Origin of the sequence: Phytopseudomonas punonensis (assembly GCF_900142655.1) — a bacterium.
Classification (GTDB): domain Bacteria; phylum Pseudomonadota; class Gammaproteobacteria; order Pseudomonadales; family Pseudomonadaceae; genus Aquipseudomonas; species Aquipseudomonas punonensis.
This window is the reverse complement of sequence record NZ_FRBQ01000002.1, coordinates 538,397-551,598: the sequence shown is the minus strand read 5'-3', so window position 1 is coordinate 551,598 and position 13,202 is coordinate 538,397. Positions and strand designations below refer to the sequence as shown.

Below are 13,202 nucleotides of genomic sequence, written 5' to 3'. Positions count from 1 at the left end.
AACCCTATCGGCTGCCACAGGAGAAGCTGACATGAAAGCCGTCGTCGTGCGAGCACCCGCAGGCCTGGACAACATCGAAGTGACCGATATCGCCGACCCCGGCCAGCCCGGCCCCGGCGAGATTCGCGTCGCCCTGCACGCCAGCTCGCTGAACTTCCACGACCTGCTGGTGGCCAACGGCAGCATCCCGACGGCCGATGGCCGCGTGCTGATGTCCGACGGGGCCGGCGTGGTCGAGGCGGTCGGCGATGGCGTCAGCGAGTTCAAGGTGGGTGATCACGTGGTATCGGGCTTCTTCCCGCAATGGCCCGACGGTAACGTGGGCGCGCCGGTAAGCAATTTCGCCGGCACGCCGGGCGACGGCATCGACGGTTTCGCCGCCCAGTACGTGGTGCGCGCCGCCAGCGCCTTTACCCATGCACCAAAGGGCTGGAGCCATGCCGAGGCAGCGACCATCACCACCGCGGGGCTGACCGCCTGGCGGGCGCTGGTCGTCGATGGCGGATTGAAGGCCGGTGACAGCGTGCTGGTGCTGGGCAGCGGCGGCGTGTCCATCGCCGCGCTGCAGATCGCCAGGATGATGGGCGCCTCGGTGATCGCCACCTCCTCGTCGGACGAGAAGCTTGAGCGCCTGCGCCAACTGGGTGCCGATCACACCATCAATTACCGACAAACGCCGGACTGGGGCAAGCGCGTGCTGGAGCTGACAGACGGCCGCGGCGTGGATCAGGTGGTCGAAGTCGGCGGCCCAGGCACCCTGGCGCAGTCGATCAGCGCGGTGCGGGTGGGCGGCCATATCGCCCTGATCGGCGTGCTGACCGGGCGCCAGGGCGACGTGCCGACCGCCTTGCTGATGGCCAAGCAGGTACGTTTGCAGGGGCTGATCATCGGCAGCCGTCGCCACCAGCAGGACTACATCCGGGCGCTGGAACGGTCCGGGGTACGTCCGATCATCGACCAGAGCTTCCCACTGGACAAACTGGCAGACGCCTTCCGTGTGCAGGAGAGCGGCAGCCATTTCGGCAAGATCGTGGTCGAGTGGTAAATGGCGCTGCAGCCATCAGGAGTTTGGGAGCGTGCGGGGGAAGCCCAGTCCATGCGCGCGAATCGCGGGAGCGGCCCGCTCCCCACGGCGCTGAAAAGCAGCAACATAGCCTGGGTCAAGCGAAGCGATACCCAGGATTACGCTTGAACTGATGTCGCCAATGGCGATTAAGGCGTGGGCGCCCTATCCCCTAGAATCGTGAGGCTCACTGGTCGTGTTTGCTGCCACCGCGGCAGGTCGGCGAATCCGGCGCTACACCCTGAGCGGCCCATTCCTGCGGCGTGTAAGTATGCAAGGCCAGTGCATGCACCTGACTCATCAGCTCGCCCAATACAGCGTAAACCTTCTGATGACGCTTGACGGCATTGAGGCCGTCGAACTGCGGGCTGACGATCACCGCCTTGTAGTGAGTTTCCAGGCCACGGCTGTGCATGTGGCTTTCATCCAGCACATCGAGGTGTTCGGGCTGCAGAGTGGTGAAGGCGCTACGCAGGTGATCGATCTTGGGCATCGGTGGCTCCAGGGAAGGGACCGTGGCCGGCTAGTTGCCGGCCACGTCGGGTGTCAGGGCTTCTTGGCGCCCAGTTCGCTGCCCATGTCGGTGAGCAGTTTGTTGACCGCAGGTACCGCACTTTCCAGCTTGGCCTGGGTGATCTGCGCGGATTGCGCAGTCAACGCCGGCATTTGCTTGAGCACTTTCTGGCCGAGCGGCGACTGATAGAAAGCGATCAGGTCCTTGAGCTCCTGTTCACTGAAGTTGCTGGTGTAGAGCTTGACCATGTCGGGCTTGAGCTTGTCCCAGCCGACCGCCTTGTCCAGCTCGGCATTGGCTTTGGCCTGGTAGCTTTCCAGCACGGCCTTCTTGTTCTCCGGCGCCTTGGCTTCGGCAAAACGCTGGGCGAACATCTGCTGTACCTGGGCGTAAACCGGCACCGCTAGTTTGTCGGCGTTGGCGAGCTGCAGAAAGCGCTCGGCATCGGCAGCGTGGCTGCGGGCATCGGCCAGCACCTGGGTGCTACCGACGGCCATCAGAGCGGCAATGCAGAGCGCGGGGATACGGGACATCGGGGTACTCCTGAACACAAGGGTGAGGTGCTTTGACCGACAGCCGCGCATTTTGTGCCCGCCGGACTTGGCCCTCAAGCCTTTTCGCATGCCGCAGATGGGTATCTGGCGCACATCGGCAGCGCTCGACTAGCGCTAAATGCCTACTGGCGCACCCTTGCCGCGCGGTTCACACTGCCAGCACTTGCACCGCCGTGCCTGAGACCTGCATGCTCGTCGGCTGATTTCACGCACACATGGACGTGCCCGATGAATAGCCCGCTGATTCCACCACCGGCGATCCCCCTCTGCGATGCAAAGGGCCGGCTCAATCCGCTTGCGGTCGGCTGGTCGTCACGGCCGCGGGTCGACTGCTCCCTGCCGGGCAACCTGGGCCGCCGCAAGCGATGGAACCACTGGAACATCAGCACGCCCGAGTGGACGCTGTCGCTGGTTCAAGCCGACCTTGATTACGTTGGCTATGGCGCCGCCTACTTTCTAGACCTTTGCACTGGCAAGCACGTGACGCTAAACCAGCTGAACCTGCTCGGCCATGGTTGTAGCTTGCCGGACACGCCGCTGGGCAGCCACGCCTTCAAGCACCCTCGCCTGCAACTGCACTTCAACGAGTACACCGGCCGCGTACGGCTGACAGCCACCTCGGCGAATATCGGCGGCCTGCCGATGCACCTGGCGCTGGACATCCAGCGTCAGGTGCATCTGGAGTCGGTGAACCTGGTAGTACCGTTCGCCAACAAGGGCTTTCACGCCACCTGCCGCCAGGTGGGCTTGCCGGTTACCGGCAGCGTGCACCTAGGCGACAAGGAATATGAATGCACAAGCGGCCAGAGCTTTGCCTCGATGGATTTCGGCCGTGGCGTGTGGCCACTCAATAGCCAATGGACGCGTGCGGTATTCGCAGCGCCTGGCGGCATCGGCGGCAATTTCGGTAGCGGCTGGGCAGACAGCAGCGGCCTGAGCGAAAACGCCCTGTGGTTCGGCGGCGCCCTGCTGCACCTCGAGCAGACCGTACAGATCCACCAGACCGGCGCCGAACCGCTGGCGCCCTGGCAGCTGAGCACCGAGGATGGCCAGGTCGACCTGCAGTTCACCCCGCGCCAGGCACACGTTTCCAAACCTCGCCTCGGGTTGGGCCTGCTGTATGCCGACGCCTACGAATGGTTCGGCCAGTACGACGGCCTGCTGCGCAATGCGCTGGGCGAGCGAGTGCCGGTGCGAGCGGCACAGGGCTGGATGGGCAAGACACGAACGCGCTGGTAGCGTTTGATGTGGAACGTGTAGCCGCCCCAGCAGCCTAACGTGCTTGACCAGCTACGGAGAGTCCCGCCATGAGCCGCACCGAAACCGACAGCATCGGCCCCATCGAAGTACCGGAAGATGCCTACTGGGGCGCCCAGACCCAGCGCTCGCGGATCAACTTCGCGATTGGCGAAGAACGCATGCCGCTGCAGGTGGTGCAGTCGCTGGCGCTGATCAAGAAAGCTGCCGCGCGCATCAACGACCGCATCGGCGACCTGCCCCACGACATTGCCCGGTTGATCGAGCAGGCGGCCGATGAGGTAATCGCTGGCCAGCACGATGACCAGTTTCCCCTGGTGGTCTGGCAGACCGGCAGCGGCACGCAGAGCAACATGAACGTCAACGAGGTGATCGCCGGGCGCGCCAATGAACTGGCTGGCAACCCACGCGGCGGCAAGAGCCCGGTGCACCCCAACGATCATGTCAACCGCGCGCAGAGCTCAAACGACTGTTTCCCGACGGCCATGCATATCGCCGCTGCTGGCGCGGTGAAGAACGACCTGCTGCCAGCTATTGGCGAACTTGCCGAAGCGCTGGCCGACCAAGCCGCACGCCACAATCGCCTATTAAAGACCGGTCGCACCCACATGATGGATGCCACGCCGATCACCTTTGGCCAGGAACTCTCCGCATTCGTCGCACAACTGGAGATGGCCCAGCAGGCCATCCGCGCTACGCTGCCAGCTGTCTGCGAACTGGCCCAGGGCGGTACGGCGGTGGGTACGGGCCTGAATTCACCGCCCGGCTTCGGTGAAGCGATCGCCGCAGAGCTGGCAGCCTTGAGTGGCCTGCCGTTGAAAAGTGCACCGAACAAATTCGCCGCCCTCGCCGGCCACGAGCCGCTGACCGCTCTTTCCGGGGCGCTGAAAACCCTCGCTGTCGCGCTGATGAAAATCGCCAACGATCTGCGCTTGCTCGGCTCCGGCCCGCGCGGCGGGCTGGCCGAAGTACGCTTGCCGGCCAACGAGCCGGGCAGCTCGATCATGCCCGGCAAGGTCAACCCGACCCAGTGCGAGGCGCTATCGATGCTCGCCTGCCAGGTGATGGGCAACGACGTGACCATCGGCTTTGCTGCAAGCCAGGGGCACCTGCAGCTGAACGTCTACAAACCGGTGATCATCCATAACGTGCTGCAGTCGATCCGCCTGCTGGCCGACGGCTGCCGTAACTTTCGCGAGCACTGCGTGTTGGGCATGGAGCCCGATGCGCAGCGCATGGCCGAGCACCTGGAGCGCGGTCTGATGCTGGTCACCGCGCTCAATCCGCATATCGGCTACGACAAGGCAGCGGAAATCGCCAAGAAGGCCTACACCGAAGGCACTACCCTGCGCGAAGCAGCGCTGGCGCTCGGCCATCTGAGCGAAGAGCAATTCGACACCTGGGTTCGCCCGGAAACCATGCTGGAGGCTGGGCAACATGACTGAAACCGCCAAGAGCGGCGCCACCCCACTGGAGGGTGATGGCAAGCGTATCCTGATGATCATCGGTACGCCGAAAAGCGACAGTCTCTGCCACTCGCTGGCAGAGGCCTATGCCTTGGGGGCGCGCACTGAGGGGCACGTCGTACGGCAGATACGCCTTGGCGAAATCAGCTTCGACCCGATACTGCACGAGGGCTATAGCCAGAATCAGCCACTGGAAGCGGATCTACTCGAAGCGCAGCGCCAGATCCACTGGGCCCAGCACTTGGTATTCGTCTATCCGGTCTGGTGGGGCGGCTTGCCGGCCCTGCTCAAGGGCTTTCTGGACCGTGTGCTGCTGCCCGGCTTCGCCTTCAAATACCGCAGCAATTCGCAGCTGTGGGACAAACTGCTAAGCAGCCGCACCGCCGACCTGCTGGTCACCCTCGACACCCCCAGCTGGTACTTCCGCTGGGTCTATGGCGCTCCGGCTCATCGGCAGATGAAACGAACCATCCTCGGTTTTTGCGGCATCAAGACGCGCCACCTGGAAGAGTTCACCCCGGTGCGCCCATCGTCGGAGGCGCAGCGGCAGAACTGGATACGGCGTGCTGAACTGCTGGGTAGCCGCGCTTAAGTCCAATGGTTCGGGCCGAGTAAGTGCAATCCATCAACCGACGGCGGATTCACCTCCATTGTGGGAGCGGGCCATGCCCGCGATTTGGCTTACACGGTTGGCTTAGGTTGAGGCTCAAGCCAGCTACTGCGAGAGCGCGCGTGAACACCTAGTCCATTCACTGATTTTCGCGGGCATGGCCCGCTCCCACAAACCCGCTTACGACGCCCCCACCCCAATAAACAGCAGCGCCACGCTGATGGTGACGAACGAAAGCACCGTCGCCACAAGCAGCGTCGCGCTGCAGCGGTCTTCCAGGCCGAAGCGCTGGCCGAGGATCGGGAAGATGCTCATCATCGGCGAGCAGGCGAACAGCACGCCCACCGATTTCATTACCGGGTCGATGCCCGGTACCAGCAGGAACGCGCCAAGTACGGCCAGCGGATGAACGATCAGTTTGCCGCTGGCAATCCATGCGGCATCGACCCACACGCCGCGCGCCTTCATGCCGAACAGGCTGGCACCGATCACGAACAGCGCCAAAGGCGCCGACACCCCGGCGAGCATATCGATGGGTTTGAACAGCAACGGCGGAATCTCGATGCCCAGCAGTGATACACCCAGGCCGACGATGATGCCAATGATCACCGGGTTCTTCAGCAGCCGCCCGAATATCATGCCCAGTACCTTGAGGCCACCGCCGCCCTGCTGCTTGCCCACCTCGGCCAGAACCAGCGCCAGGGGAATCATCAGCAGGTTCTCAACCAGCATGCCCATCGCCATGCCCAGCACCGCTGGCGAGCCGATGGCGGCCGCGACCAGTGGGTAGCCGACGAAACCGCTGTTAGAAACCGACATACCCATGGCGTTGATCGCCGAGCCCGACAGGTTGTCGCCTCGCACCCAGCGCGACACGCCGAAAGCCAGGGTAAAGGCAATCAGGGAGCCGAACGCGTAGGCGAGCAGGTAGCCGGGCACCAGGGTTTGCTGGATCGACGAGGTGCCCAGGGCCTTGATCAGCAGGGCCGGCATGGCGAAGGTGATAACGAAGGCGCCGATGCCGCGCACCTGCTCGCGGTTGAGCAGGCCGCCCATGGCGGCAAGGTAGCCGAGGCCGATCAGCAGGAAGATCGGCGCGGTGATCTGGAAGATTTGCACCACGGTCAGTGTTCCTTGTTACAAGCGGCAGGGGCGTTTTCGCGACGGTCTTCGCGCGGCTCGAGCATACGCATCTGCAATTGACCGAGGCGGCTGCGGGTTCGCACGAAATCCTGATGGGCGGAGCCGCGGCACAGGCGTTCGAGGCTGAATTCGCTGCACAGCAGCAACTCGGCGCCGGCATCGTAGGCGATGTCCACCAGGTTGATAAAGCGCTGGCAGGCATCGGTGGGCTGTGAATCCAGGGGCGGTACGCCGGTCAGCGCCAGGCGCGGATAACGCTGCAGCAGCCAGAGAAAATCTGCTGTGGAATGGGCGTTGCCGCACAGCTCGGCGAACTCCACCCAGGCGCGGCCGGGCACCAGGGCGCGCACCGGCAGCGGATGATGATTGACGGTCAGCACCTGATCACGCTGCGTCTGCGCGTCGAACCCCAGCCAGCCTTGCAGATAATCCAGCCCGCCTGCCGATTGTGGCCACAGGTATTCACCCCAGCGCTGCGCATTGCCGGGCAACTCGCGGTAATCGGTACCCGCATCCAGCGCCAAAACCGTGAAGCGTTTTTCGAGCATCTCGATGGCCGGGGTAAAGCGCTCGCGGTACAGCGGATTGGGACACAACCCGGCAGGGGGATAATTGGAGGTCATCACCAAGCCAACGCCCTCCTCGACCAGCACATCGAGCAGACGCCGCAAGAGCATGGCATCGCCGATGTCATGCACGTGAAATTCATCGAAGCACAGCAGGCGGATATCCTGCGCCAGCGCGCGGATCGCCAACACCAGCGGGTCGGGGTGGCCGGCGAACGGCTGCATGCGCTGCTGCAGCTCCTGCAAGAAGGCATGGAAATGCACGCGGCGCTTAGCGGAGAACGGCGCAGCGGCGAAAAAGGCGTCCATCACAAAGCTCTTGCCGCGCCCTACGCCGCCCCACAGGTAGACGCCGGCCGCCGGCTTGCGCAACCAGCCACGCCGCCCCGTGCACCAGCCTTGCAGCCACTGCCCCAGGGTATCGATTGCTTGCTGTTGCTGACTGTCGGCGTGAAAACCACGGGCCTCCAGCGCTGCGGTGAAACCCTGATGGATGCGCGCGTCGATCTGCTCGACGGGCGCATCCAGGTCGCTGTCAGAAATCAAAAAACACCGTTTCGCCGTCCCCCTGAATGCGGATATCAAATCGGTAGGCCGGCTTGCCGTCAACCTTGCAGCGCTTGGCGATCAGCGTCTCGCGGCGCGACGGCTGCTCGATCAGGTTGAGCACCGGGTCCTTGCCATTGGCCTCGGCTTCGTCCTCGAAGTACAGACGGGTGTGCAGGTGAATATTGATGCCACGGGCGAACAGCGCGACGTTTACGTGCGGCGCCATCGGCACGCCAGCTGCATTGTTGACCACGCCAGGCTTGACGGTGTGTACCGTCCACTCGCTACCAGCGTCGAAAGTGGTGGCGGTACGGCCAAAACCGTTGAAGGGTTTGTCCAGGTCGTACTCGGCGTCGTAACGGCCCTGATGATCGGCCTGCCAGAGTTCCAGGAAGGCATCGCGCACCAAGTGGCCGTTGCCGTCGTAGACGTGGCCGATCAGGATGATGTGCTCGCCCGGCGCACCGGGTTTGGCCATCTGGTTCCAGATTTCCTGGTCGCGGGTCGGGTTGCCGGCAGCGGCCAGCGCCAGACCGATGTGTACGTAAGGGCCGGCGGTTTGCGAAGCGGTTTCGGGCAAGAGTTCGACAGGCATGGCGGGCTCCTCAGCAATTCTCGAAGTGGGTCTTGCGCTGGCCGCGCAGCACGATGTCGAAGCGGTAGGCCAGGCAGTCCATGGGGTTGGCCATGCTCATGTCGAGCTTGGCGATCAGCGTCTGTACCGCGTCCGGGTTGGCGATGGACTTGACGATCGGGCACAGCGGGATCAACGGGTCCCCTTCGAAATACAGCTGGGTGATCAGTTTGGTGGAGATCGACGGGCCACTGATGGAGAAGTGGATGTGCGCCGGACGCCAGTCATTCGGGCCATTGCGCCACGGGTACGGGCCGGGCTTTACGGTGCGGAAGCTGTAATGGCCTTCGCTGTCGGTCAGGGCACGGCCCACGCCGCCGAAGTTCGGATCCAGCGGCGCCAGGTAGCGGTCGTTCTTGTGGCGGTAGCGGCCGCCGGCGTTGGCTTGCCACATTTCCACGAAGGTATGCGGGATTGGCTTGCCGTACTGATCCATCACCCGACCGCACACCAGAATGCGCTCACCAATGGGTAGGCCGCCGTTATTGAAATTGAGCAGCAGATCGTTGTCGTGCTTGCCCATTTTCAGGTGGCTGAACTCCGGGCCGGTGGTTTCCGAAACCGATTGCGGGATGCTCACCAGCGCCTGGCGCGGCGAACGGGCGATAGACGTCTTGTAATCGGGGGTGAAGGCTTTGGGGTGCCAGTTGCGGTCGCGGATGATGAAACGGCTGTCCTCGGACATGGGACGCTCCTGTTTATTGAAATTGTGGAGTCGCCGGTCATACGGTCGCCGAGGCGCCGATGCAGGCTCTACTGGCCATGATCGACCAGCAACAGAGAGCCGCCTAATGAAAAAAAACGGCCCATTCATAACTAATAGGTTATGAGTAGGACGCTAGATCAAGATTAGAAAGCGCTTCGTGAGCGGCGCACATAGACTTCAGCTTGGCGTGCACCTCGATTGACGGATGCCGAAATAACGGCCCATACCGGATTACTTGACGATGTATAGAGCGAGTTCGAACTGATTACGAACTACATGACCCCTCTAACTTCAGATGACCTCGGTAGACTCGGCTTCCGCGCGCAGTGCATCGATGACACTGGACCTCTGCGCAATGCGTTGACGAAAGCGACCAATGGCCGGGAAAGGCTCCAGGTCGACGTGCAGCCGCTCGGTCCAGCCCAGCACCGTGAACAGATAAGCGTCGGCAACCGTGAAACGATCACCACATGCATGGCCGGTGTCCGCCAGTATCTGCTCCATATATTCCATACGATGAGCCAGGCGCTGGCGCAACAGCACTTTAGTGTCTTCGGCGATAGCCTCGTTGAACAGTGGGCTCATCCCTGCATGCAGTTCGCTGCCGATAAAACTCAGCTGAGCCTGCAAGTGGGTGCGTTGCAGCGTGCCATTGGCGGGAGCCAGCCCGGCCTCGGGGCGAAGGTCGGCGAGGTACTGTAGAATCGCCGCGCCCTCGGTCACTACCGTACCGTCAGCCAGCTCCAGTGCGGCGACATAACCTTTCGGGTTGATCTCATAGAAGTCGCGACCATCGGCCGTGCGCTTGGTCTGGTTATTCACCCTGACCAGCGAGAACGGTTGCGCCAGCTCACGCAGAACGATGTGTGGCGCCAGGGAGCAGGCGTTGGGGGCGAAGTAAAGTTTCATCAGGGCATCCTAGTCTAGAAGGATGGCCAGTATTCTCCAGTTCGGCCCGGCGCATAAGAGCGCACTTTTTAGTGGCTAGGGCACAAATTGGTTACCTGGGAAAAGCCGTGAAAAAGAACGTTTCAGGCTGTTCGATAGAAGAAGCCATGCGGCTGATCGGCGGCCGCTGGCGCTTGTTGCTGGTGTCGTACCTGCTCGATGGCAGCAAACGCTTCAACGCGCTGCGCCGCGACCTACCGCAGATCTCGCAACGCGTACTGACTCTGGAACTACGCGCACTGGAACAGGCCGGCCTGATCGAACGTACCGTCTACCCCGAGGTTCCGCCGCGCGTTGAGTACTGCCTCAGCGCTGAGGGCGAGCGACTTCGGCCGGTGGTCGAAGTGGTGAAGGCATTTGGCTTGTGGCTGAAAGCCAGACCAATGCATGAAGCCTCGATTTCTGAATATCTCGACATTGATGACACAACAGAGACGTGACCATCGAAGTCCCCTACTCATTTTGCAGCTACGAGGATCACCTGCATGAAAGCCTTTCAAATTGGTAATCAACAAGGCCTAGACAGCCTGACTGCCATCACTTGCCCTGACCCCGTCGCCGGCCCTGGCGAAGTACTGGTCGCGCCCCGCCTGGTCGGCCTGATCAGCCGTGATGTGCAACTGCTGCGCGGCGTTTACGGTGCCCGCCAAGCGCCAGAGCGGATACCGGTATCCGAAGGTGTGGGTGAGGTTATCGCCATAGGTGCAGGTGTCGATAACGTCAAACCTGGTGATCGCGTGGTCTGCGGGCATTTCCCGAGCTGGCTGGACGGTGACTTCCGCCCCGACGTATTCGCCCATGACATCGGCATCTCCCACAACGGCTGGCTGGCCGAGCGAGTGGTACTGCCTGCCGCAGCCGTCATTCAGGTGCCGGCTTCGCTCGCTGACCGGGACGTTGCTGCCCTGGCTTCGGCCGGCCTAACTGCCTGGAGTGCGCTGGTAGAAGTGTGCAAGGTCAAGCCGGGCGAGCTGGTGCTCTGCCTGGGTACCGGCGGTGTGTCGCTGGCCGCACTGAAACTCGCCAAACTGCGCGGCGCGCGCGTCGCCATCACCTCGTCCAGCGACGAGAAACTGCAGATCGTCCGCGAGCTGGGCGCCGATATAACCATCAACTACCGCAAGCATGCGGACTGGGCCGCCCAACTCATGGCCCTCACCGATAATGTCGGCGCCGACGTGATCATCGAAACCGGCGGCCAGGACACCCTCGGCCAGTCCATCGCCGCCGCCGCAGCCAACGCACGCATCGCCGTGATTGGTGTAACGCCTGGGCAGCAATCGCCGATTCCGAACTACCTCTCGCTGATCCTCAAGAACGTGACCATCCGCGGTATCGCCAACGGCAGCCGCAAGATGTTCATCGAGCTGCTGCGCGCCACCGAAGCCAACCGCATCGAAACGGTGATAAGCAAAACCTTCAAATTCGCAGACGCGCCGGCTGCCTATGCCTACTTCGCGGCGCAGCAGCAGGTGGGTAAGGTGTTGATCGAGTTCAACTGATCAGGGTGGGCTGATGGGCGAAATAGGCTAAGCCAGCGTGCCCAGCAGAGGACGCTCCCGGTACTCGCCCGCCAATTCGCGCAACGTCTCGCAGCACCACTGCGCCGCCAGTGACAACGGCAGCGTGGCGTTGCTGCAGATGCCAACCGAGCCGCCAGGCTCGCGAATGCCTAGGGCCAACTCGGCTAAATCGCCGCTTTGCAGATCAAGACGTACTGCATCCAGCGGCGCGACCCACACGGCATCGCTCTGCTGCACGTAACGGCGGCTGAGCGCTGGTGACAGGGTTTCCAGGCGCTGGCGCGGCTGGGGCACGCCGCATTGCACAAACATGCTATCGGCGTAGCGGCGAATGGTGGTACCCGCCAGCGGCACCACCACAGGGTAATCACCCAGCTGCGCCAGGCCGGCATCGCCCAGGGCGAGCAGCGGATGATCGGGGCGCACCACCAGGCTCATCGACTCGCTATATAGATGTTCGAAGGTCAGGCCCTGGATCTCCGGGCTGTCGGTCATGCGACCAACCACTAAGTCGAGTTCGCCAACGCGTAGTTGCGCCAGCAGATAGGCACTCGGGCCGGTGGCGACACTGACCACCAACGCCGCATGGCGCTCGTGCAGGCGCCGCACCACCTCCGGAATCAGGAGGCTCTCCACGGTCGACAGTACGCCTACGCGCACCTGCCCGGCATCGTGTTCGCCGCTGCGTAGGCTATCCACGCCGTCGCGTAGTGCCTGCACGCAGGGGCCGGCGTAACGCATGAAGGCCAGCCCCGCCGAGGTCAGGCTGACACCCGCCTTGCCGCGCTCGAACAACGACGCGGCCAGAATCTCCTCAAGCTCCTTGAGCGTCTTGGAAATCGCCGGCTGGCTGACAGCCAGGGCATCGGCGGCCTTGGCGAAACTACGTTGCCGGGCAATTTCCAGAAAGCAGGTCAGGTGACGAAATTTGATGCGGGTGTCGAGGTTCATGGCTGGAACGCGTTGGTGGAGGCCCGGCAACAGTATCAGATGCCAACCCGGCACGCGGCCCTGCAAGAGAGCGTTCGCGATCTGCAACACACATCACGCCCGCGAGTGCGATTGGGCAGCGCTCACTTAGGGCGGCTACATCCTCAAAAATCAGCATTTTAAGGGGCTGCGCCATTGCCGATTGATGCTTACCTAAATACCTAATGAGTAGTGGCACTTTTATTTTCGCCATGAAATATCGAACAGTATTTATTACAGCCAACTAACACACTTAGATAATTGTTCGAACGTTCAAAATAACTGCAACTTTCTCCCCGCTTACTTGCGCCAGTTAATTATCCAAGAGTTGTCCAGCCTTTGTACAAGGCGGCTAACTCGTCAGAACATGACCGCCTGTCGCCCCGTTTCGATAGAAAAGCTGAAAAGCCCCTCGTAGAGCCCCCTCAAGGTAGCCAAAAGCTCCAGAACTGCCCGCCTAAAGCAGGCGAAAACCCGCAATTCACCGGCTAATAGCAGCGAAAAACCACTGTCACCCAATAGTTCCCCGGCAACCCGGCAGACTCCCGAAAATAGTCGAAACTTCTTATTCGCGGGTTGGGTCATCAACTACGTGGGAATTAATCACCAGCAAGCAGCTTTTCCTCCTGCCCCGACACGGCAATCAACTGGAAAGACAGGCGGCATATTCCCGTCGGCGTGCAAGCGAACGAAACATTTA

14 protein-coding genes are annotated in these 13,202 nt (G+C 62.2%); 6 read left to right on the top strand and 8 right to left on the bottom strand.

The window, feature by feature from the left end; genetic code table 11:
- Positions 1-31: 31 nt before the first annotated feature.
- Positions 32-1,045, top strand: a complete 1,014-nt coding sequence (locus tag BUC40_RS09275) for a zinc-dependent alcohol dehydrogenase family protein (RefSeq protein WP_073264921.1) — start codon at positions 32-34, stop codon at positions 1,043-1,045.
- Between the two features lie 205 nt (positions 1,046-1,250).
- Here BUC40_RS09275 and BUC40_RS09270 read toward each other — a convergent pair whose 3' ends face one another.
- Both BUC40_RS09270 and BUC40_RS09265 read right to left on the bottom strand, forming a co-directional pair.
- Entirely contained in the window at positions 1,251-1,556 is a 306-nt protein-coding gene (locus BUC40_RS09270; protein WP_073264920.1) for a BolA family protein, read from the bottom strand.
- A gap of 53 nt (positions 1,557-1,609) precedes the next feature.
- Entirely contained in the window at positions 1,610-2,110 is a 501-nt protein-coding gene (locus BUC40_RS09265; RefSeq protein WP_073264912.1) for a DUF2059 domain-containing protein, read from the bottom strand.
- Between the two features lie 249 nt (positions 2,111-2,359).
- On the opposite strand from BUC40_RS09265, the gene BUC40_RS09260 reads away from it, so the two are divergent.
- The 3 genes from BUC40_RS09260 (at position 2,360) to BUC40_RS09250 (ending at position 5,446) form a co-directional block, all read left to right on the top strand.
- Entirely contained in the window at positions 2,360-3,370 is a 1,011-nt protein-coding gene (locus BUC40_RS09260) for a DUF2804 domain-containing protein (RefSeq protein ID WP_073264911.1), read from the top strand.
- A gap of 68 nt (positions 3,371-3,438) precedes the next feature.
- On the top strand, positions 3,439-4,833 hold the full coding sequence (locus BUC40_RS09255) for a class II fumarate hydratase (protein ID WP_073264910.1): 1,395 nt from the start codon (positions 3,439-3,441) through the stop codon (positions 4,831-4,833).
- Entirely contained in the window at positions 4,826-5,446 is a 621-nt protein-coding gene (locus BUC40_RS09250; protein ID WP_073264909.1) for an NAD(P)H-dependent oxidoreductase, read from the top strand. Before BUC40_RS09255 ends, BUC40_RS09250 begins: the two co-directional genes overlap by 8 nt.
- 198 nt (positions 5,447-5,644) lie before the next feature.
- On the opposite strand, the gene BUC40_RS09245 is transcribed toward BUC40_RS09250, so the two are convergent.
- From BUC40_RS09245 to gstA, 5 genes are all read right to left on the bottom strand, one after another.
- The gene (locus BUC40_RS09245) at positions 5,645-6,586 is read right to left on the bottom strand and encodes an AEC family transporter (protein WP_073264908.1); all 942 of its coding nucleotides are present in this window, start codon (positions 6,584-6,586) and stop codon (positions 5,645-5,647) included.
- Between the two features lie 2 nt (positions 6,587-6,588).
- Positions 6,589-7,719 carry a cell division protein ZapE gene (gene zapE / locus BUC40_RS09240; RefSeq protein ID WP_208605758.1) on the bottom strand — a complete coding sequence of 377 codons (1,131 nt, stop codon included), beginning with the start codon at positions 7,717-7,719 and terminating at the stop codon, positions 6,589-6,591.
- Positions 7,709-8,317 carry a protocatechuate 3,4-dioxygenase subunit alpha gene (gene pcaG / locus BUC40_RS09235; RefSeq protein WP_073264907.1) on the bottom strand — a complete coding sequence of 203 codons (609 nt, stop codon included), beginning with the start codon at positions 8,315-8,317 and terminating at the stop codon, positions 7,709-7,711. Before pcaG ends, zapE begins: the two co-directional genes overlap by 11 nt.
- A gap of 10 nt (positions 8,318-8,327) precedes the next feature.
- Positions 8,328-9,041: a protocatechuate 3,4-dioxygenase subunit beta gene (pcaH, locus tag BUC40_RS09230; protein ID WP_073264906.1), complete on the bottom strand. Its 714-nt coding sequence runs from the start codon at positions 9,039-9,041 to the stop codon at positions 8,328-8,330.
- A gap of 312 nt (positions 9,042-9,353) precedes the next feature.
- Positions 9,354-9,971 carry a glutathione transferase GstA gene (gstA, locus tag BUC40_RS09225; RefSeq protein ID WP_073264905.1) on the bottom strand — a complete coding sequence of 206 codons (618 nt, stop codon included), beginning with the start codon at positions 9,969-9,971 and terminating at the stop codon, positions 9,354-9,356.
- A gap of 107 nt (positions 9,972-10,078) precedes the next feature.
- Here gstA and BUC40_RS09220 point away from each other — a divergent pair, with 107 nt between their 5' ends.
- Positions 10,079-10,450: a winged helix-turn-helix transcriptional regulator gene (locus tag BUC40_RS09220; protein WP_073264903.1), complete on the top strand. Its 372-nt coding sequence runs from the start codon at positions 10,079-10,081 to the stop codon at positions 10,448-10,450.
- Between the two features lie 45 nt (positions 10,451-10,495).
- Complete coding sequence (locus BUC40_RS09215) at positions 10,496-11,512, top strand: zinc-dependent alcohol dehydrogenase family protein (RefSeq protein WP_073264902.1); 1,017 nt, start codon at positions 10,496-10,498, stop codon at positions 11,510-11,512.
- Between the two features lie 27 nt (positions 11,513-11,539).
- Here the strand turns inward: BUC40_RS09215 and pcaQ are convergent, their stop codons facing one another.
- A complete protein-coding gene (gene pcaQ / locus BUC40_RS09210; protein ID WP_073265186.1) occupies positions 11,540-12,484 on the bottom strand; it encodes a pca operon transcription factor PcaQ in 945 nt (314 codons plus the stop codon).
- Between the last annotated feature and the right edge of the window lie 718 nt (positions 12,485-13,202).

Bases quoted from the DNA above. Each gene is read 5' to 3' on its own strand.
- BUC40_RS09275 (WP_073264921.1), top strand. From the start codon at position 32: ATGAAAGCCGTCGTCGTGCGAGCACCCGCAGGCCTGGACAACATCGAA.
- BUC40_RS09270 (WP_073264920.1), bottom strand. From the start codon at position 1,556: ATGCCCAAGATCGATCACCTGCGTAGCGCCTTCACCACTCTGCAGCCC.
- BUC40_RS09265 (WP_073264912.1), bottom strand. From the start codon at position 2,110: ATGTCCCGTATCCCCGCGCTCTGCATTGCCGCTCTGATGGCCGTCGGT.
- BUC40_RS09260 (WP_073264911.1), top strand. From the start codon at position 2,360: ATGAATAGCCCGCTGATTCCACCACCGGCGATCCCCCTCTGCGATGCA.
- BUC40_RS09255 (WP_073264910.1), top strand. From the start codon at position 3,439: ATGAGCCGCACCGAAACCGACAGCATCGGCCCCATCGAAGTACCGGAA.
- BUC40_RS09250 (WP_073264909.1), top strand. From the start codon at position 4,826: ATGACTGAAACCGCCAAGAGCGGCGCCACCCCACTGGAGGGTGATGGC.
- pcaG (WP_073264907.1), bottom strand. From the start codon at position 8,317: ATGCCTGTCGAACTCTTGCCCGAAACCGCTTCGCAAACCGCCGGCCCT.
- pcaH (WP_073264906.1), bottom strand. From the start codon at position 9,041: ATGTCCGAGGACAGCCGTTTCATCATCCGCGACCGCAACTGGCACCCC.
- gstA (WP_073264905.1), bottom strand. From the start codon at position 9,971: ATGAAACTTTACTTCGCCCCCAACGCCTGCTCCCTGGCGCCACACATC.
- BUC40_RS09215 (WP_073264902.1), top strand. From the start codon at position 10,496: ATGAAAGCCTTTCAAATTGGTAATCAACAAGGCCTAGACAGCCTGACT.
- pcaQ (WP_073265186.1), bottom strand. From the start codon at position 12,484: ATGAACCTCGACACCCGCATCAAATTTCGTCACCTGACCTGCTTTCTG.